Origin of the sequence: Kutzneria viridogrisea DSM 43870, assembly GCF_000525635.1 — a bacterium.
Taxonomy (GTDB): domain Bacteria; phylum Actinomycetota; class Actinomycetes; order Mycobacteriales; family Pseudonocardiaceae; genus Kutzneria; species Kutzneria viridogrisea.
In genome coordinates, this window is record NZ_CP007155.1 from 402,457 (window position 1) to 419,096 (window position 16,640).

Below are 16,640 nucleotides of genomic sequence, written 5' to 3' on the forward strand. Positions count from 1 at the left end.
CCACATGGGGTTCACCGCGTCCTTGAACACCTGGCTGGGCCGTGTCCAGGCGGGCCGCGGTGTCCGCCCGCGTCGCGTCGATCAGCCGCTTGGCCGCGGTGCCTGCTGTTGGTCCCCCAGGAATGCGCTCGTCACTGCTCCAGGTCCCGACCCCGGAATGCCTGTGGGCAGAACGGTTTGCCGGAAATCCTGACCGCTGCCCCGGCACGCGGCAAGGTCGCACCTGCGTGACATGGTTGCCGCGCAAGGACGAGCGCATGCTGGGGGCCGTGCGGGCGGCCCCGCAGGGGTGGGCCGCCCGCGCTCACCGGATCAGGCGTGCAACGCCCCGGGGAACAGGTACCTGTCGGCGGGGATCGTCGCGCCGTGGAACCAGGCGTCGAAGAAGCCGCGCAGGTCCTGCCCGGACACCCGCTGCACCAACTGCTCGAACTGGGTCCAGGAGCCGTTCTCCTCGCGGTGCTGCACCTGCCAGCGCTTGAGCACGGTGTCGAACGCGCGCTCACCGATCTGCCTGCGCAGGGCGTGCAGCGCCATCGGGCCCTTCGAGTACACCGAGGTGAACTCGTTGCCAGGCCCCATGTCGTAGAGCTTGCCCGCCCAGAACGACGGGGAGTTGCGCAGCGAGGCCACCCGCTCGCGGTACTGGTCGTCCAGGTTGACCTTGTTCTTGGCCTCGTCCCACAGCCAGGTGGCGTAGCTGGCGAAGCACTCGTTGAGGCAGACGTCCTTCCACTTGTCCACCGACACCGAGTCGCCCCACCACTGGTGCGCGTTCTCGTGCACGATCGTGTCGAGATCGGTCCACTGCGCGTAGGTGGGCCTGGTCTGGGTCTCCAGTGAGAAGCCGATGTGGTCGGCCAGGAAGATGCCGCCCGCGGCCACCTGCGGGTACCTGCCGAACTTCGAGGACAGGAAGTCCAGGATCTCCGGCAGCCGCGCCTCGATCTCCTTCTTGTTCTCCGCGCCGGGTGCGTAGGCGTTGACCAGCGGGGTGCCGTCGGCCAGCTTCGACCGCTCGAAGGTCCACTTGTCGATGGCCACCGTGGTCAGGTACGAGGCGATCGGGTTCGGCTCCGCCCAGCGGAAGGTGGTCCAGCCGTCCTTGCTGCTCGACCCGCGCTCCAGCCCGTTGGAGATCACGCTCCAGCCGTCGGGCACCCGGGCGGACAAGTGGAAGCTGGCCTTGTTGGTCGGCGTGTCGTTCACCGGGTACCAGGTGGAGGCGGAATGCGGCTCGCCAGCGGCGAAGGCGCCACCGGTGCTGGAGAACTGCCAGCCGTTGTTGCCCAGCCGGGGATCCTTGATCGGCGCGGGCGTCCCGTCGTAGCGGACCTCGGTGCGGATCTCGGCGCCCTCGCGCAGCATGCGCTTGGGCGTGATCACCAACTCGTGGTCGCCGGTCCTGGTGAAGGCGGCCGGTGCGCCGTTGACGGTCACCGAGCGCACGGTGAGCCCGTTGAGGTCCAGGTTGAAGCTGCTCAGGTCCTGGGTGGCCGCGGCGGTGACCACGGTGTCGCCGTCCAGGTGGTGGCTCACCGGGTCATAGCTGATCGAGACGTGGTAGTCGCTGACCTCGTAGCCGCCGTTGCCGTCGGTCGGGTAGTACGGGTCACCCGCACCAGGTGCACCCGGCGTACCCGCACTGGGCGGGCTGGCCGCGGCGACCCCGCCGGTGAGCAGGACGGTTGTCGTCACGGCCACGGCCGTGAGCAGGGACCGACTCCATTGATTCATGCTCACGTTGCTACCGATGCACGACATCGCCCGACAAGCTACGAACGGAGGGAACCCGGCAGCAGGTACTGCTCCGGCGGTACAACCGTGCCCCGGAACCACGCGCCGAAGAAGCCGGTCAGGTCCCTGCCACTGGTCTTGGTGGCATAGTCCTCGAACTGGGTCCAGGAGGCGTTGCCCTCGCGGTGCAGCGCGGGCCAGCCCTTCAGCACGGCGTTGAACGCGTCCTCGCCGATCAGCCTGCGCAGGGCGTGCAGCGCCATGGGGCCCTTGTCGTAGACCGCGCCGAACTCGTTGCCAGCGCCCATGTCGTACAGCTTGCCGCCCCAGAATTTGGTGTCACCGCTGTGCTTGCGCACCGTGTCCCGGTAACGCTGGTCCAGGTTGACGCCCTGTTTGGCCTCGTCCCAGAGCCATTGCGCGTAGCTGGCGAAGCACTCGTTGAGGCAGACGTCCTTCCACTTGTCCACCGACACCGAGTCGCCCCACCACTGGTGCGCGTTCTCGTGCACGGTGGTGGTGAGGTCGGTCCACTTGGCGTAGGTGGGCCTGGTCTGCGTCTCCAGCGAGAAGGACAGCGCGTCGGCGAGGAAGATGCCGCCCGCCGCGTCCTGCGGGTACTTGCCGAACTTGGACGCCAGGAAGTCCAGGATCTCCGGCAGCCGTGCGGCCAGCGGCTTCTTGTCCTCCGCACCGGGGGCGAAGGCGCTGACCACCGGTGTGCCGTCGGCCAGTTGCCCGCGCTCGACCGCCCATTTGTCGATGGCCACGGTGGTCAGGTACGGCGCGATCGGCGTGGCCTCGTCCCAGCGGTAGGTGGTCCAGCCGTCCTTGCTCTCCGTCCTGCCCTCACGGCCCACCGAGATCGCGCTCCAGCCGTCCGGGACCCGTGCCGCGAGGTGGAACGGCGCCTTGTTGGCGGGCGTGTCGTTGACCGGGAACCAGGTCGAGGCCGAATGCGGCTCGCCCGCCGCGAACGCCCCGCCGGTGGCCGAGACCTGCCAACCCTCCACGTTCCTGCCGGTGGTCACCGGGGCGGGCGTGCCCTCGTAGCGGACCTGCACCGTGAAGGTCGTGTTCTCCGCGACCGCCTCGGCGGGCTTGACCACCAGCTTGTGCCCGCCGGAACGGCCGAACTCGGCCTTCCTGCCGTCCAGCAGCACCGAGCGCACGTCCAGGCCGTCCAGGTCCAGGCTCAGCTCGCTCAGGTTCTGCACGGCCTTCGCGGTGACCACGGTGTCGCCGTCCAGGTGGCGCGAGGCCGGGTCGTAGCTGATCGACACCTCGTACTTGGTGGCCAGGTAGCCGCTGTTGCCGCTGTCCGGGTAGTACGGGTCCCCGCTGCTCGCCGTGCCCGCCGCGCCGACCGTTCTCGGCGGTCTGGACTCCGGGGGCTGACCGCACCCGGACAACACGACCAGGGCCGCCAGCGCCGCCACCACCCGTTGAACCTGCATGCGGCCTGGTTTACCAGGTGATATGAGTGGTGCGTGTTTGACCTCGTGGAGTTCGGCGGCAGCGGGCCGGGAATCCTGTTGCTGCACGGGCTGATGGGCCGTGCGACGACGTGGTGGCCGGTGTCCCGCTGGCTCACCGCGTACGGGCGTGTCGCCGGTCTCGACGCACGTGGGCACGGCCGCAGCCCGCACCGCGGTGGCGGCTGGCAGACCGAGGACTTCGCTGCCGACGCCGCCGAGGCGATCGAGCGCGCCGGGCTGGGACCCGCCGTGGTGATCGGCCACTCCATGGGCGGGCTGCACGCCATGGTGCTCGCCGCCACCCGACCGGAGCTGGTCCGCGCGGTCGTGGTCGAGGACATCGCCCCTGATCAGCGTGGCCGCACCGCAGCGCCGTGGCGGGACCACTTCGCCACCTGGCCCGTGCCCTTCCAGTCCCTCGCCCACGTCCGCCAGTTCTTCGGGCCGGTCGGCGACTACTTCGTCGAGTGCGTGGAGGAGCGGGCCGACGGCTACCACCTGATCGCCGACCTGGCGGACCTGTACGGCATCGCCGAGCAGTGGGGCGAGCGCGACTACTGGCCGCTCGTGGAACGCATCCGCTGCCCGCTGCTGGTGATCGAGGCCGAGCACACCGCCATGCCCGCCGGGCAGCAGGCCGAGATCGCCCGCCGCGTGCACGGGGCCCAGCACTTGCTCGTGCCCGGCGCGGGCCACCTCGTGCACGTGGACGCCCCGCAGGTCTACCGCGGCGCCGTGGAGGCCTTCCTGTCCTCGGTGCTGGACTGAGCCGCGGGCGACTTGCCGCCGTGAAAGTGGCTTTCACTGCGCTGGACGCAGTGAAAGCCACTTTCACGGCACCGCTGGGCACTCACCGGGTCACCAGCACGTCCACCTCGCCGGTGGCCGTGTCGGTGATGCCGACCTCGGTGAGCCGGGCGCGGATCGGTTCCACCGGGTGCAGGGCGGCGAACCCGGCGGCCAGCGCGGGCGTGTCGAGCTCCTGGGCGAGCAGGCAGTGCGGCACCCAGGAACCGGGCATGTAGTACGCGGAGGGGTGCTTGACCTTCTTGGCGAGCACGTCGTGCACGGCGGAGTGCACGGCGAGCAGCTCGGTGTCCACCACGGCGCTGAGCACGAGCCCGTTGTCGGTGGTGGGGAAGGTGCCGAGGGTGTGCAGCCACACCGAGGGCAGGACGAGCAGGCCCAGTTCGCTGGTGAGCTCGGCGCGGGTCTGCCGGGTGAAGGCGCTGCCGAGGGCGAAGGTGACCTGCGGGCGGTGCCGCCGGTGGCCGCGGGTGGCCAGACTGGGCACACCGGCCCGGTCCAGCCGCTGCCACAGGGAGCGCACGGCGGTGTCCGCCTCGCCGTCGAAGAAGAACTGGAGGGCCTGCGCCATGACCCCGCATTGTGCAGGGTCAGCCGGGCAGTGTTAACCGGGCAGGGCCCCGACCGCGTCGCGGATCTGGTTGCCCAGCTCGGTCACCTGCCGCGCGCAGTGGGCGCAGCAGTAGAACATGCCCTCCACCTCGACCCCGTGGCCGACGATCCGGCAGTTGCACCGCTCGCAGCGGGGCGCGAGCTTCTCCATCGCGCACTCGAAGGAGTCGAACCAGTGGCTCTCGCCGGTGACGGTCCGGATCTCGAAGGCCATCCAGTAGTCGTTGCCGCAGACATCGCAGGTCGCCATGCCCACCAGGGTGCGGGGTACCCGCCGGGGCGGCACCGCGAGGCGTCAGTGCTCACCCGGTAGGGCGAACAGCCCGCTGTCGGTCTGCTCGACGAGCCCGTCCACCAGCAGCGAGTCCAGGCAGCGGTCCCGTTGACCCGCCTCCGACCAGGCGGCGTCGAGCTGGCCGCGGGTGACGGGGCCGGTGGCGCCGCGCAGCACGTCCAGCAGCCGGCCGCGCACCTGGCGGTCGGTACCGGCGAACTTCTGCACCGCCTTGACCGGTCCGGTGTAGGCGGGCCGCCCGGCCAGTTGCCAGGCGCAGGTGTCGTACACGGGGCAGTCGGCGCACTGCGGGTTGCGCGCGGTGCAGACCAGCGCGCCCAGCTCCATCAGCGCTGCGGAGTACTTGGCGGCGACCGCGTCCTGCTCGGGCAGCAGCTTGGCGACATCGGCCATGTCCCGCGTGGTGGCGGGCGGCCCGGCGTCACCGGCGCCGTGCACGGCCCTGGCCACGACCCGGCGCACGTTGGTGTCGACCACCGGGCAGCGCTGGCCGTAGGCGAAGGCGGCCACGGCACGGGCCGTGTACGCGCCGATGCCGGGCAGGCCGAGCAGGGTGTCGATGTCGGCGGGCACCACGTCCCCGTGCTCGGCGGCGATCACGCCCGCGGCCTCGTGCAGCCGCAGCGCGCGCCTCGGGTAGCCGAGCTTGCCCCAGGCCCGGACGACCTCGCCCTGGCTGGAAGCGGCCAGCGCGGAGGGCACCGGCCAGCGGGCCAGCCACTCCCGCCAGATCGGCTCCACGCGGGAGACCGGGGTCTGCTGGAGCATGATCTCGCTGACCAGCACACCCCAGCCGGAGCAGTCGGGATCCCGCCACGGCAGGTCGCGGGCGGTGCGGTCGAACCAGCTCAGTAACACGTCGGCGGCAGGCATCGCCGCCGATTGTCCCAGCCGGGTTCAGACCACCTCGTGCAGGGCACCGGTGTGCACGTCGTAGACGAAGCCGCGGATGTTGTCCTTGTGCGGCAGGAACACGCTGTGCCGCAGCCGGTTCATCGAGGTCCGCACGCTGTCCTTGACCTCGCGGAACGCCTCGACCGACCAGGTCGGCCGCAGTCCGGTGTCCGACTCCAGCTCGTCCTTGAACGAGTCCTCGGTGGTCATCGACAGGCCGCACTGGGTGTGGTGCACCAGCAGCACCTCGCGGGTGCCCAGTGCGCGCTGGCTCAGCGCGAGCGAGCGGATCACGTCGTCGGTGACCACCCCGCCCGCGTTGCGCAGCACGTGCGCCTCGCCCTGCTTCAGGCCGAACAGTTCGAACACGCGGATCCGGGCGTCCATGCAGGTCAGCACGGCGATGTGCAGCGAAGGCACCGCCGTGGACCGGTCGCCCGCGGTGCGGTCGACGAGTTGGGTGTTGCGCGCGAGCAGTTCATCGATTGCGGTCATGTCCACCTCTCTGGCCCCAGGTCAGCAGTGGGCACCTTGATTTCACCTGTTCGCAGCCGCTGTGAAAAGGGGTTGTTGAGCAGCGACACAACCGGATCGGGTGACCGTCGCCCTCCGTCGCCGGATGCCACCCCGGCGTTACGGTCGGCGCATGGTCGAGCCAACCGGTCCGCTCCCGGCTTCGGTCTACCGCCGCCGCCGTGCGATCGCGCTCGGCAGCTCGGTGCTGCTGGTCGTGTTGCTCGCGATCGGGGTGTCCACCTGGGTCAGCGGGGGCAGCCCCGCCGACCCGCGCGCGGTCGCCGACCAGCGCCCCGCCTCGACCAGCTCCTCCTCACCGCCCACCAGCGGCACGATCGTGCCCGCGGGCGGGTCCTCCTCGGCCTCGCCCTCCCCGTCCCCGGCGCCGACGACCACCAGCAGCGCCCCGCCGACCACGACCAGCCCGCCGCCGCCCGGCCCGTGCCCGGACGAGTCCGTCGCGGTCAGCGCGCGGGTGGCCCAGCCCAGCTACCGGGTCGGCCAGGCCCCGCTGCTCACGCTGGTGATCACCAACAGCGGCAAGCTCGCCTGCAACCGGGACCTCAGCCGCAAGCTGCGCGAGCTGGTGGTGCTCACCGGGGACAACAAGACGCGGCTGTGGTCCAGCGCCGACTGCTACTACGAGCCACCGCCCGAGTCGCGGCTGCTGCAACCGGGGGAGCAGGCCACCTACAGCATTGCCTGGGCCGGACTCACCTCGGCACCACAATGTGCGCCCAGCGGTGCGCGGGTGCCTGCCGGTGATTACGTGGTGGTCGGCAAGCTCGGTAAGCTGACCAGTGAACCCACGCCGTTCAAACTCACCTGATTCCCCCGATTGTGTCGTGGCTGCGCCTTAGAATTGCGAGGGTCGATCGGATACGGTGTCAGCGTACGGACAGCCGTTCGAGAGGAACCCATTACCGGTCATGGACAGGCAGCCGAACACGGGAGCGGGCCGATTCCGGCCTCTGCTGTGGCGTGCTGTCGCCGTGCTCGGCGGTGCGTTCGCGGGAACCGCGCTGGCCTGGCTACTGACCTCGGCGCCCGCGTCCGCGGCGCCGGTGCCGGACCAGCCCGCCACCGGCTCGGTCGCGGCAGTGCTCGACGGCGCGCTCAGCGCGCTGGACGCCCACCCGCTGCTGGCAGGCACGCACGTGCTGCCGACGGCGCCGGTCGTCCCCGGGATCCAGGTCGGCGCGGACCGTCTGGTCAGTCCGATCGTCTCCGTCGACCAGCAGCTCTCCCGAATCGTTGAGCACAGGCCGGTGCCCGCCCCCGCCCAGGCGGCCGCACCGGCGCACGAGCAGTCCCCCAGTAGGGCGGAGCGGTCCGCCGAGCTCGCACCCGTCGCGGTGGCGCCCACCGCGACGCGACCGGCGCCGATGACGGTGGCAGCCGTCGACCAGCGCCAGTCCGCCAGCTCAGCGCCCGTGCACCCGGGACAGCCCGATCCGGGGCACGGTCCCACCGCGTTGCCCACCGTCCCGCTGCCGGGCAGCTCCTGCGGCCACGACGGCCAGGGCGGTCCCACCGGCTGCTGCCTCAACGAGGGGCCGTCGGTCATTTCCGGTGCGGGTATCACCCGTCCGGTCAGCGCATTCGGTCAGCGCGTTCCCGCGGCCACCGGCCGCCAGCCGGGCGTCACGCCCGACTGATTTCCACGGCAGGCCGCCGCGTGCGGCTGTCCGTTTCGAACAATTCCCTTCCCGCTCGGGGTGATCTGCGCCCCGAATTGCTCATCCCCGCTCTGGGAATCCCCGAAGGAGATATTTCCATGCGTACCTGGTTGCGACGCGGAATTCCGGCCGCCCTGCTCGCCGGCAGTGTGCTGACCCTCGCCGCGGGTACCGCCTCGGCCGCGAGCACCCCGCTGGGCGACCCGACCGGCCTGCTGCCCACCGTGGGCAAGGTCGCCAAGATCGTCGAGCAGAAGGGCCTGCCGCCGCTGCCCGGCACCACCGACATCCACCTGCCGACCATGCCGATCGGCCAGCACCAGCGCGCCCTGCCGGTGCCGGGCCTGGGCGACGGGCTGTCGCTGAGCAACCTGCACCTCAACGGCGGGGACCTGTCCAAGCTGACCGGCCTGCCCGCCGCGGGCCAGCCGCGTGACCTGCCCACGCTGTCCGACGGCCTGTCGCTGAGCAACATCCAGTTCAACGACCAGAAGCTGCCCAAGCCCGCGCTGGGGCAGCTGGCCGGCGGTCAGCGCTCGCTGGACCCGAGCAAGATCGCCATCAGCGGGGTGCCCACCCAGGACCTGCCCGTGGTGCCGAACATGCCGATCGACCTGCTGCCCCAGGTCGGCGACACGGGCCGCTCGCTGCCCGACCTGACCGCCGCGGGCCCGGTGGACACCTCGCTCGTGCAGCACCTGGTGCACCCCGACCTGTCCCACTTGCCGCTGACCACCGTGGACCAGCAGCGCTCGCTGCCCGGCCTGGGCCTGAGCCACCTGCACGGGGTCACCGAGCTGCTCGGCATCGCCGGTGAGGAGCACGTGCACACGCTGCCCGCGCACACCGACGGCCGCAGCCTGGTGCCGACCAGCGGTGACCTGGCCGTGGCGAACGCCCTGCTCGGCAAGCTCGGCCACACGCCCCGCCTGCCGGTCAGCGGCCTGCTCCCCGCCTGAGCCCCACGTCGTTGCCGCGTGCCGTTCGAGGCGTCAGGTGCCTCGAACGGCACTTTCATGACATGTCACGGGCCGAACCAGCGCTCCTCGCTCATGCGGGGGGCGGCGGAGCTGGTGCCGATGACCAGCTCGGTGCTCAGCGTGACGGTGCGCGGGCGGGTGTGGTCGGCGGCGTTGACCAGCAGCTTGCCCGCCGCGCGGCCCTTCTCCAGCACCGGCTGGCGCACCGTGGTCAGCCCGGCCCGCTCGGCCTCGGGGATGCCGTCGAAGCCGGTGATCGTCAGGTCCTGGGGCACGCGCAGGCCGCGGCGGCGGGCCTCGGCCAGCGCGCCGAGCGCGAGGATGTCCGAGGTGCAGATCAGCGCGGTGAGGTGCGGGTCCCGGTCCAGCAGCTGCGCGGCGGCGGAGGAGCCGCAGGCGGTGTTGTGGTCGAACCGCTCCACCACGGGCACGGTCGTCCAGTCCACGTTGGCCGCCGCGAACGCCGTGGCCAGCGCCTCCAGGCGGGCGCGCTGCACGTGGAAGTGCGCGGCGTGCTGGCGGTCCACGGTGACGAACCCGTCGTTGCGGTCCCTGGCCAGCCGCATGCACACCACGCCGATCCGCCGGTGGCCCAGCTCGATCAGGTGCTGCGCGATCTGCGTGACGGCGGCCCGGTCGTCGATGCCGACCCGGTCCACGTTGTCCAGCTCGGGCTGGTCCACGACCACGGTGGGCACCGGCCGCTCCAGCACGGCGGCCAGGTGCGGGTCGTCGTCGGGCACCGAGTAGACGATGAACCCGTCCACCCCGGCGCGGTGCACGGCGGCCACGTCCTCGCGCTCCGGGCTGGCGGGCACCAGCAGCAGGCCCTGACCGGAGTCCTCGCAGGCCAGCGCCACGCCCTCCAGGAAGCCGATGGCCGCCGGGTCGCGGAAGGCGTAGGACAGGTTCTCGGTCAGCAGCAGCCCGACCGCGCCCGCTTTGCGGGTTCGCAGTGACCGGGCCACCGGGTCCGGACCGGGGTAGCCCAGCCTCCGGGCGGTCTCCAGCACCCGCCTTCGCAGCTCTGGTGAGAGCTGGTCGGGCCGGTTGTAAGCGTTGGACACCGTGGTCCGGGAAACCCCCAGCTCAGCGGCGAGGGAGGCCAGCGTCGCCGGGCGTCGCACATGCATAGACCGCGCCATGGAGTGACCGTAACGGTCCAGAACCAATAGGTGAAGCCAGGGTGATGCGTGTCCCCCTGAAAGCACCATCGGGGCACGTCAGGGGAATCTTTCCGATTCAGTCGTAGGTCTAGACCAAGTCAGCACCTCTCGGCAGGCCCTGTCGACTCCCTGACCACCAGTCTTGGCCGGAACACCCGGCTGTAGGACCCGCCTCGCCTTCGTGGGCTGTCCGGATCCAGCCGCTGCAACAACTCGTCCACCGCAGCCGCGGCCATCTGCTCGATCGGCTGGGCGAGCGTGGTCAGCGCGGGGGAGCAGTAGGAGGCGAACGGGATGTCGTCGAAGCCCACCACGGACAGCTCGGCGGGCACCCGCAGACCGCGCCGGTGCGCCTCGCGCAGCGCCCCGATGGCCATCTGGTCGGAGGAGCAGATCACCGCGGTCGGCGCCACCGTGTCCAGCAGCCGGCCCAGCGCGGCGGCACCGCCCGCCGGGTCGAACGGGCCGTGCGCCACGAAGCTGTCGGCGCTCTCGTAGCCCTCCTCCTCCAGCGCTGCCGACCAGCCCGCGCGCTTGAGCCGTGAGGGCAGCGAGCGAGAGGGGCCGCTGACGAAGCCGATCCTGCGGTGGCCCAGCTCCACCAGGTGCCGGGTGGCCAGGTAGCCCGCGAGCTGCTCGTCCACGGCCACGTCGGAGATGTCCAGCGCGGGCGTGGCCCCGTTGATGAACACCATCTCCACGCCGTCGTCGAGCAGCTTGGTGTAGTAGCCGGGGCGGGGTGCCTCGCCGACCGGGACCTCCACGTTGGTGATCTCCGGCGAGACGAAGACCATGCCCTCCACGCCCCTGGCCAGCAACATGCGCACGTACTCCTCCTCGCACATGTTGGCCGAGCGCGTGTTGCACAGCAGCGAGGAGTAGCCGGCGCGGGCGGCGCGGGTCTCCAGCGCCTCGGCGAAGGCCGGGAACACCGGGTTGGACAGCTCCGGCACGAGCAGCCCGATCACGCCGGTGCGTTGCAGGGCGCCGAGCCCGCGCGGGGTGTACGGCAGGTCGGTGAGCACCGCGAGCACCCGTTGGCGGGTCTCCTCGTTGACCCCGGCGCGGCGGTTGAGCACGCGGCTGACCGTCGACACGCTGACCCCCGCGATCCTGGCGATCTCGGCAAGTCCGGGCACGGGTCCTCCTCGGGCGGCACGTCGGGCAACAGCCTGCACCGGGTGGAAATTTTTTGCAATGCTCCACCCCCGTTTCGGCCCAACGGCTGCTCCGTTACGGCTTGGTTACCAGGTCACTCTTGACCGGCCACTGGTCACGGGTATGAAATCCGCGTCAACCTTGGCGCAAATCCTTGCAGTGTGAGGGGACGACAGCAACGATGCGACGCACAGCCCTCGTGACAGCCGTGGCCGCCGGAGTGGCCGGCGCGCTGGTGCTCACCGCCTGTGGCGGCTCGGCCGGTTCCGGCAAGGACAGCGGACAGGTGACCTTCTGGGACACCAGCGGCTCCAACGAACACCCGGTGTTCGAGAAGCTGGCGAAGGACTGTGCCACGAAGGGCGGCTACACGGTCACCGTGCAGCAGGTGTCCTTCGACCAGGCGCTGGCCAACTACAAGACGGCCGCGCAGGGCGGGCAGGGCCCCGACGTGCTGCGCTCCGAGGTGGCCTGGGTCGCGCAGCTGGCCAAGAATGGCCTGATCCAGGACCTGTCGGCCACCGACCTGGCCAAGGACACCGCCGACTTCCTGGACAGCCCGCTGGGTTCCACCAAGTACGAGGGCAAGACCTACGCGGTGCCGCAGGTGACCGACACGCTCGGCCTGCTCTACAACAAGAAGCTGCTGGCCGACGCCGGTGTGCAGCCGCCGAGGACCTGGGACGAGGCCAAGGCCGCCGCGGCGAAGCTGGGCGGGCCGAAGACCTTGTTCATCAACAACGACGCGTACTACGCGCTGCCCTTCATCTACGCCGCGGGCGGGGACCTGCTCGACGTGGCGAACAAGAAGATCGTGGTGAACTCGGCGGACAACGTGCGCGCGCTGGGCGAGGCCAAGGGCCTGCTGGACGCCAAGGCCGCGCAGACCGCACTGGACCAGGCCAACTCGTACAACAACATGAAGGCGGCCTTCGCCTCCGGCCAGGTCGCGATGATCATGGACGGCCCGTGGGCCGTGGTGGACCTGCTCAAGGGCGACGCGTTCAAGGACAAGGCGAACCTGGGCGTTGCCGAGCTGCCGGGTGAGCAGGCGGGCAAGGGCTCGGGCCCGGTCGGCGGGCACGACTACGCGATCCGCCAGGGCACCAAGGCCAAGGACTCCTCGGTGAAGTTCGTGCAGTGCATGAGCAGCACCGAGTCGCAGGTGACCGTGGCCAAGGAGCTGGGCCTGCTGCCGACCCGCAAGTCGGCCTACGACAACGCCGAGGTCAAGGCACAGGCCACGGTCGCGGCCTTCGCGCCGGTGATCAAGCAGGCGCACTCCCGGCCGTGGGTGCCCGCGGGCTCGCAGCTGTTCGACCAGCTCAAGATCGGCTACGCGGACGTGCTCGCGGGCAAGAAGGACGCCAAGGCCGCGCTGGACGAGGTCGCCAAGACCTACAAGGACCAGGTCGTCACCGACTACGCGGTGAACTGATGCGCGCCTCGATCGGGCGGTACTGGTACGCCTACGCGATGGCGCTGCCGGTGGTGGTGGTCATCGCCGTGCTGGTGCTCTACCCGCTGGTCCAGGGCGTCTACTTCACCTTCACCGACATCAACGAGTCCACGATCGCCAACCCGGTGCTGGACCGCGAGGCCAGCTACGAGTTCGTCGGGCTGCGCAACTACCTCAACGTGCTGTCCGGGGACGCCAGCTTCGGCGCGTTCTGGGCCACGCTGCTGCGCACGGTGATCTGGACCGGGACCTGCGTGGTGCTGACCTACGGCACCGGCCTGGGCCTGGCCCTGCTGCTGAACCGGCCGATGCGGTTTCGCGGGCTGTACCGGGTGCTGCTGATCCTGCCCTGGGCGGTGCCCGCGTTCATCAGCGCCTTCGCCTGGAAGTACATGTTCAACTCCCAGTACGGGATCATCAACCAGCTGCTGGGCTCGCTGGGCCTGCCGCAGCCGGTGTGGCTGGGCCAGAGCGACCTGGCCCTGGTCGCGGTGATCATCGTGAACGTGTGGCTGGGCGTGCCGTTCATGATGGTGGCCCTGCTGGGCGGGTTGCAGTCCATCCCGGCCGACCTCTACGAGGCCGCCGAGGTGGACGGGGCCACGCCCTGGCAGCGGTTCCGCGAGGTGACCCTGCCGGGTCTGCGCTCGGTGTCCAGCACGGTGGTGCTGCTCGGCGTGATCTGGACCTTCAACATGTTCCCGGTGATCTACCTGGTGGCCGGGCAGAACCCCAACACCCGGATCCTGGTCACCTACGCCTTCGAGCGGTTCTTCTCCGGGGCCTCGCGGGACTACGCGGTGGCCTCCACCTACGGCGTGCTGATCCTGTCGGTGCTGCTGGTGTTCGCCTCCTTCTACCGGCGTGCCCTGCGCAGGCAAGGGGAACTGGTATGACGATGACCTTGCAGGCCACCGCGAAGCCGGTGGTGGCCGCCAAGCGGGGACAGCGCTCGCGGGCGGCCAGCTTCGGGCTGCACGCCGCGCTGGTGGTCGCCTCCGTGATCGCGGTGTTCCCGGTGTTCTGGGTGCTGGTGACCTCGTTCAAGCCCGACGAGCGGGCCATCGAACCGAGCCCGCAGCTGGTCAACAACTCCAGCCTGGACAACTACGTGGACGTGGTGTCCGGGGCGGAGGGCAGCTTCGGGTACTGGTTCGCCAACTCGGTGCTGATCGCCCTGCTGACCACGGTGATCGCCGTGTTCCTCTCGGCCACCACCGGCTACGCGGTGAGCCGGTTCCGCTTCCCCGGCAGCCGCCCGCTGCTGGTGTCCTTCCTGGTCGTGCAGATGTTCCCGTTCGCGGTGCTGATCGTGCCGCTGTTCAACGTGCTGCTGGCGCTGGGGTTGCAGGGCACGAGCATCGGCCTGGTGCTGGTCTACTGCACGACCGCCGTGCCGTTCTGCACGTACATGCTCAAGGGCTACTTCGACACGATCCCCACCGACATCGACGAGTCGGGCCGGGTGGACGGGCTGTCCCCGTTCGGCGTGTTCTGGCGGCTCGTGCTGCCGCTGGCCCGGCCGGGCCTCGCGGTCACCGCGTTCTACGCCTTCCTGACCGCTTGGGGCGAGGTCGCCTTCGCCTCGGCCTTCCTCTCCGCCGAGGACACGTCCAAGACCCTGGCGGTCGGGCTCCAGGTGTTCGTGCAACAGAACCGGGTCGAATGGGGCCATCTCGCGGCCGCGTCCATCCTGGTCGCCATCCCGGCTGTCATCGTTTTCTACCTGGTGCAGCGGTTCCTGGTGGCCGGTCTGGCGGCGGGGGCTGTCAAGGGGTGACTACCCGGTCACTCCACGTAGGTCTAAACCAATTTGTGTTGCGCAAGGTACTGACGAGAGCGCTTGCAGGGGTTACCTTGGCGTTTCACGCATCACAGTGAAAGGGACCACACATGGCCGAGGTCGCCTACGACAGTGCTTCCCGGATCTACACCGGGAACCCGCCGGTGCGCGCGGTTGACCAGCTCAACCTCGATGTCGCCGACGGCGAGTTCCTCGTGCTGGTCGGTCCCTCCGGTTCGGGCAAGTCCACCGCCCTGCGCATGCTCGCCGGGCTGGAGGACGTGGACGAGGGCGCCATCAAGATCGGCGGCAAGGACGTCACCAACGTGCCGCCCAAGGGCCGCGACATCGCCATGGTGTTCCAGTCCTACGCGCTCTACCCGCACATGACCGTGGCCGAGAACATGGGTTTCGCCCTGAAGCTGCGTGGCACGCCCAAGCAGGAGATCAAGGACAAGGTCGCCGAGGCGGCCAAGATGCTCGACCTGACCAAGTACCTGGACCGCAAGCCCAAGGCCCTGTCCGGCGGTCAGCGCCAGCGCGTGGCCATGGGGCGCGCCATCGTGCGCGAGCCCAGCGTCTTCCTGATGGACGAGCCACTGTCCAACCTCGACGCCAAGCTGCGTGTGGAGACCCGCGCCAACATCGCCGCGCTCCAGCAGCGGCTGGGCACCACCACCATCTACGTCACCCACGACCAGGTCGAGGCCATGACCATGGGTCACCGGGTCGCCGTGCTCAAGGACGGCCTGCTCCAGCAGTGCGCCTCCCCGCGCGAGCTGTACGACCGGCCCGCCAACGCCTTCGTGGCCGGGTTCATCGGCTCGCCCGCCATGAACCTCAAGACCGTGCCGATCACCGCCGAGGGCGCCCAGCTCGACGGCCTGACCGTGCCGCTCAGCCGCGCCTCGTTGGACAAGGTGGGCGGGCTGACCGAGGTCACCTTCGGCGTGCGGCCCGAGTCGCTGAAGCTGGCCGGTGCCGACGAGCAGGGCATGGAGCTGACCGTCGAGCTGGTCGAGGAGCTCGGCGCCGACGCCTACGTGTACGGCTCGGTGCGCATCGGCGGCACCCCGGAGCGGTTCATCGTGCGCGTGGACGGCCGCACCCCGCCCGCCTTCGGCCAGACCGTCAAGGTGGCGCTGCGCGACGCGGGCGAGATCCACCTGTTCCACCCGGAGAGCGGCGCCCGCCTGGAGGCCTGAGTTCTGGTGGCGTGAAGGTGGCTTTCACTGCGCTGGGCGCAGTGAAAGCCACCTTCACGGCGTTCGGGGGTGGGGTCCGCGTGGCGGCGTCATGAAGGTGGCCTTTGAGACGTTCAACGTCGTGAAGGGCACCTTTGGGACGTTAGGGGTGTGTGGCGGGCCGCTCGCCTGGTCGCGCGGCGATGCCATGAAGGTGCCCTTCGGGACGCCCAACGTCGTGAAGGGCACCTTCATGACATGTGCGGTCCGCGTGGCCCGGGCTCGGCCGCGCGGCACAACCCGGGCCGAGGGGCGGACGTCTACCGGGTATGGCGTACGACTCGGAAGTGGGCCTGACGAAGGTCATCCTGGCGCAGCCCGGCGTGCTGGCCGCCACGGCGGTCGGCTGTGTGGTGCTCGGTTTCCTGGCGCTGCTGGCGGCCCTGCTGTTCGGCTGGAACAAGCTGCCCGCGGTGCTGGCGGCCTGCGGGCTGTCCCTGGCGCTGGCGGTCACCCTGGTGCGCGGTGACTTCACCAACGCGACCCCGCACCTGATCAACCCGCTGTCGGTGTGCCTGCGGAACTCGTTCTCGCTCAAGGGCAGCTGGGAGTTGCTCAACTTCGTCATGCTCATGCCGGTGGGCTTCTTCGGCGTGCTGGCCACCCGCAGGCCGATCCTGGTGGCACTGGGCTGCGCCCTGGTCAGCGCGGCCATCGAGGTCAGCCAGGCGGTGTTCGAGCTCGGCGTCTGCGAGAAGCAGGACTTCCTCAACAACAGCGTGGGTGCCGCCGTGGCCGCGCTCGCGGGCTGGCTGCTGCTGGCCCTGTTCGGTGGCCGCCGCACGGACCGTGCACGGCGGGCTACCAGCAGTTATTCCCTGGCTAGGTGATA

General features: G+C 70.3%; 17 protein-coding genes. 9 read left to right on the forward strand and 8 right to left on the reverse strand.

Annotation, left to right across the window (positions count from 1 at the left end; translation table 11 throughout):
* Positions 1 to 312 precede the first annotated feature (312 nt).
* Positions 313 to 1,737: a M1 family metallopeptidase gene (locus tag KALB_RS01985; protein ID WP_042220113.1), complete on the reverse strand. Its 1,425-nt coding sequence runs from the start codon at positions 1,735 to 1,737 to the stop codon at positions 313 to 315.
* A 38-nt stretch (positions 1,738 to 1,775) separates the two neighbouring features.
* The gene (locus KALB_RS01990; protein WP_030108454.1) at positions 1,776 to 3,194 is read right to left on the reverse strand and encodes a M1 family metallopeptidase; all 1,419 of its coding nucleotides are present in this window, start codon (positions 3,192 to 3,194) and stop codon (positions 1,776 to 1,778) included.
* A gap of 33 nt (positions 3,195 to 3,227) precedes the next feature.
* On the opposite strand from KALB_RS01990, the gene KALB_RS01995 reads away from it, so the two are divergent.
* On the forward strand, positions 3,228 to 3,983 hold the full coding sequence (locus tag KALB_RS01995; RefSeq protein ID WP_025354049.1) for an alpha/beta fold hydrolase: 756 nt from the start codon (positions 3,228 to 3,230) through the stop codon (positions 3,981 to 3,983).
* An 82-nt stretch (positions 3,984 to 4,065) separates the two neighbouring features.
* Here KALB_RS01995 and KALB_RS02000 read toward each other — a convergent pair whose 3' ends face one another.
* The 4 genes from KALB_RS02000 to KALB_RS02015 are packed head-to-tail and all read right to left on the reverse strand — an operon-like array spanning position 4,066 to position 6,318.
* The gene (locus KALB_RS02000; protein WP_025354050.1) at positions 4,066 to 4,593 is read right to left on the reverse strand and encodes a 2'-5' RNA ligase family protein; all 528 of its coding nucleotides are present in this window, start codon (positions 4,591 to 4,593) and stop codon (positions 4,066 to 4,068) included.
* Positions 4,594 to 4,626: 33 nt separating this feature from the next.
* Positions 4,627 to 4,884 carry a hypothetical protein gene (locus tag KALB_RS02005; protein ID WP_025354051.1) on the reverse strand — a complete coding sequence of 86 codons (258 nt, stop codon included), beginning with the start codon at positions 4,882 to 4,884 and terminating at the stop codon, positions 4,627 to 4,629.
* Between the two features lie 45 nt (positions 4,885 to 4,929).
* Positions 4,930 to 5,802, reverse strand: a complete 873-nt coding sequence (locus tag KALB_RS02010) for an HhH-GPD family protein (protein ID WP_025354052.1) — start codon at positions 5,800 to 5,802, stop codon at positions 4,930 to 4,932.
* Positions 5,803 to 5,826: 24 nt separating this feature from the next.
* Complete coding sequence (locus KALB_RS02015; RefSeq protein WP_025354053.1) at positions 5,827 to 6,318, reverse strand: beta-class carbonic anhydrase; 492 nt, start codon at positions 6,316 to 6,318, stop codon at positions 5,827 to 5,829.
* A gap of 151 nt (positions 6,319 to 6,469) precedes the next feature.
* Here KALB_RS02015 and KALB_RS47415 point away from each other — a divergent pair, with 151 nt between their 5' ends.
* From KALB_RS47415 to KALB_RS02030, 3 genes are all read left to right on the forward strand, one after another.
* Positions 6,470 to 7,168: a hypothetical protein gene (locus KALB_RS47415; RefSeq protein WP_025354054.1), complete on the forward strand. Its 699-nt coding sequence runs from the start codon at positions 6,470 to 6,472 to the stop codon at positions 7,166 to 7,168.
* A gap of 100 nt (positions 7,169 to 7,268) precedes the next feature.
* Positions 7,269 to 7,997: a hypothetical protein gene (locus KALB_RS02025; protein ID WP_025354055.1), complete on the forward strand. Its 729-nt coding sequence runs from the start codon at positions 7,269 to 7,271 to the stop codon at positions 7,995 to 7,997.
* Between the two features lie 119 nt (positions 7,998 to 8,116).
* On the forward strand, positions 8,117 to 8,977 hold the full coding sequence (locus KALB_RS02030; protein WP_025354056.1) for a hypothetical protein: 861 nt from the start codon (positions 8,117 to 8,119) through the stop codon (positions 8,975 to 8,977).
* 65 nt (positions 8,978 to 9,042) lie between these two features.
* Here the strand turns inward: KALB_RS02030 and KALB_RS02035 are convergent, their stop codons facing one another.
* A complete protein-coding gene (locus tag KALB_RS02035; RefSeq protein WP_025354057.1) occupies positions 9,043 to 10,143 on the reverse strand; it encodes a LacI family DNA-binding transcriptional regulator in 1,101 nt (366 codons plus the stop codon).
* A gap of 119 nt (positions 10,144 to 10,262) precedes the next feature.
* A complete protein-coding gene (locus KALB_RS02040; protein WP_025354058.1) occupies positions 10,263 to 11,303 on the reverse strand; it encodes a LacI family DNA-binding transcriptional regulator in 1,041 nt (346 codons plus the stop codon).
* 200 nt (positions 11,304 to 11,503) lie between these two features.
* Here KALB_RS02040 and KALB_RS02045 point away from each other — a divergent pair, with 200 nt between their 5' ends.
* From KALB_RS02045 to KALB_RS02065, 5 genes are all read left to right on the forward strand, one after another.
* Complete coding sequence (locus KALB_RS02045; RefSeq protein WP_025354059.1) at positions 11,504 to 12,760, forward strand: extracellular solute-binding protein; 1,257 nt, start codon at positions 11,504 to 11,506, stop codon at positions 12,758 to 12,760.
* Positions 12,760 to 13,677, forward strand: coding sequence for a carbohydrate ABC transporter permease (locus tag KALB_RS02050; RefSeq protein WP_025354060.1), 918 nt, complete (start codon positions 12,760 to 12,762; stop codon positions 13,675 to 13,677). Before KALB_RS02045 ends, KALB_RS02050 begins: the two co-directional genes overlap by 1 nt.
* Entirely contained in the window at positions 13,674 to 14,561 is an 888-nt protein-coding gene (locus tag KALB_RS02055) for a sugar ABC transporter permease (RefSeq protein WP_148309324.1), read from the forward strand. Before KALB_RS02050 ends, KALB_RS02055 begins: the two co-directional genes overlap by 4 nt.
* Before the next feature lie 113 nt (positions 14,562 to 14,674).
* Complete coding sequence (locus tag KALB_RS02060; protein ID WP_025354062.1) at positions 14,675 to 15,769, forward strand: ABC transporter ATP-binding protein; 1,095 nt, start codon at positions 14,675 to 14,677, stop codon at positions 15,767 to 15,769.
* A gap of 326 nt (positions 15,770 to 16,095) precedes the next feature.
* Positions 16,096 to 16,638, forward strand: a complete 543-nt coding sequence (locus tag KALB_RS02065; RefSeq protein ID WP_158510700.1) for a VanZ family protein — start codon at positions 16,096 to 16,098, stop codon at positions 16,636 to 16,638.
* Positions 16,639 to 16,640: the final 2 nt, after the last annotated feature.

What these genes read in the sequence shown, in the direction of transcription:
- KALB_RS02055 (WP_148309324.1), top strand. Translation starts at nt 13,674, where the DNA reads ATGACGATGACCTTGCAGGCCACCGCGAAGCCGGTGGTGGCCGCCAAG.
- KALB_RS02010 (WP_025354052.1), bottom strand. Translation starts at nt 5,802, where the DNA reads ATGCCTGCCGCCGACGTGTTACTGAGCTGGTTCGACCGCACCGCCCGC.
- KALB_RS47415 (WP_025354054.1), top strand. Translation starts at nt 6,470, where the DNA reads ATGGTCGAGCCAACCGGTCCGCTCCCGGCTTCGGTCTACCGCCGCCGC.
- KALB_RS02000 (WP_025354050.1), bottom strand. Translation starts at nt 4,593, where the DNA reads ATGGCGCAGGCCCTCCAGTTCTTCTTCGACGGCGAGGCGGACACCGCC.
- KALB_RS02060 (WP_025354062.1), top strand. Translation starts at nt 14,675, where the DNA reads ATGGCCGAGGTCGCCTACGACAGTGCTTCCCGGATCTACACCGGGAAC.
- KALB_RS01985 (WP_042220113.1), bottom strand. Translation starts at nt 1,737, where the DNA reads ATGAATCAATGGAGTCGGTCCCTGCTCACGGCCGTGGCCGTGACGACA.
- KALB_RS02005 (WP_025354051.1), bottom strand. Translation starts at nt 4,884, where the DNA reads ATGGCGACCTGCGATGTCTGCGGCAACGACTACTGGATGGCCTTCGAG.
- KALB_RS02015 (WP_025354053.1), bottom strand. Translation starts at nt 6,318, where the DNA reads ATGACCGCAATCGATGAACTGCTCGCGCGCAACACCCAACTCGTCGAC.
- KALB_RS02045 (WP_025354059.1), top strand. Translation starts at nt 11,504, where the DNA reads ATGCGACGCACAGCCCTCGTGACAGCCGTGGCCGCCGGAGTGGCCGGC.
- KALB_RS02050 (WP_025354060.1), top strand. Translation starts at nt 12,760, where the DNA reads ATGCGCGCCTCGATCGGGCGGTACTGGTACGCCTACGCGATGGCGCTG.
- KALB_RS02025 (WP_025354055.1), top strand. Translation starts at nt 7,269, where the DNA reads ATGGACAGGCAGCCGAACACGGGAGCGGGCCGATTCCGGCCTCTGCTG.
- KALB_RS02030 (WP_025354056.1), top strand. Translation starts at nt 8,117, where the DNA reads ATGCGTACCTGGTTGCGACGCGGAATTCCGGCCGCCCTGCTCGCCGGC.
- KALB_RS01990 (WP_030108454.1), bottom strand. Translation starts at nt 3,194, where the DNA reads ATGCAGGTTCAACGGGTGGTGGCGGCGCTGGCGGCCCTGGTCGTGTTG.
- KALB_RS02035 (WP_025354057.1), bottom strand. Translation starts at nt 10,143, where the DNA reads ATGGCGCGGTCTATGCATGTGCGACGCCCGGCGACGCTGGCCTCCCTC.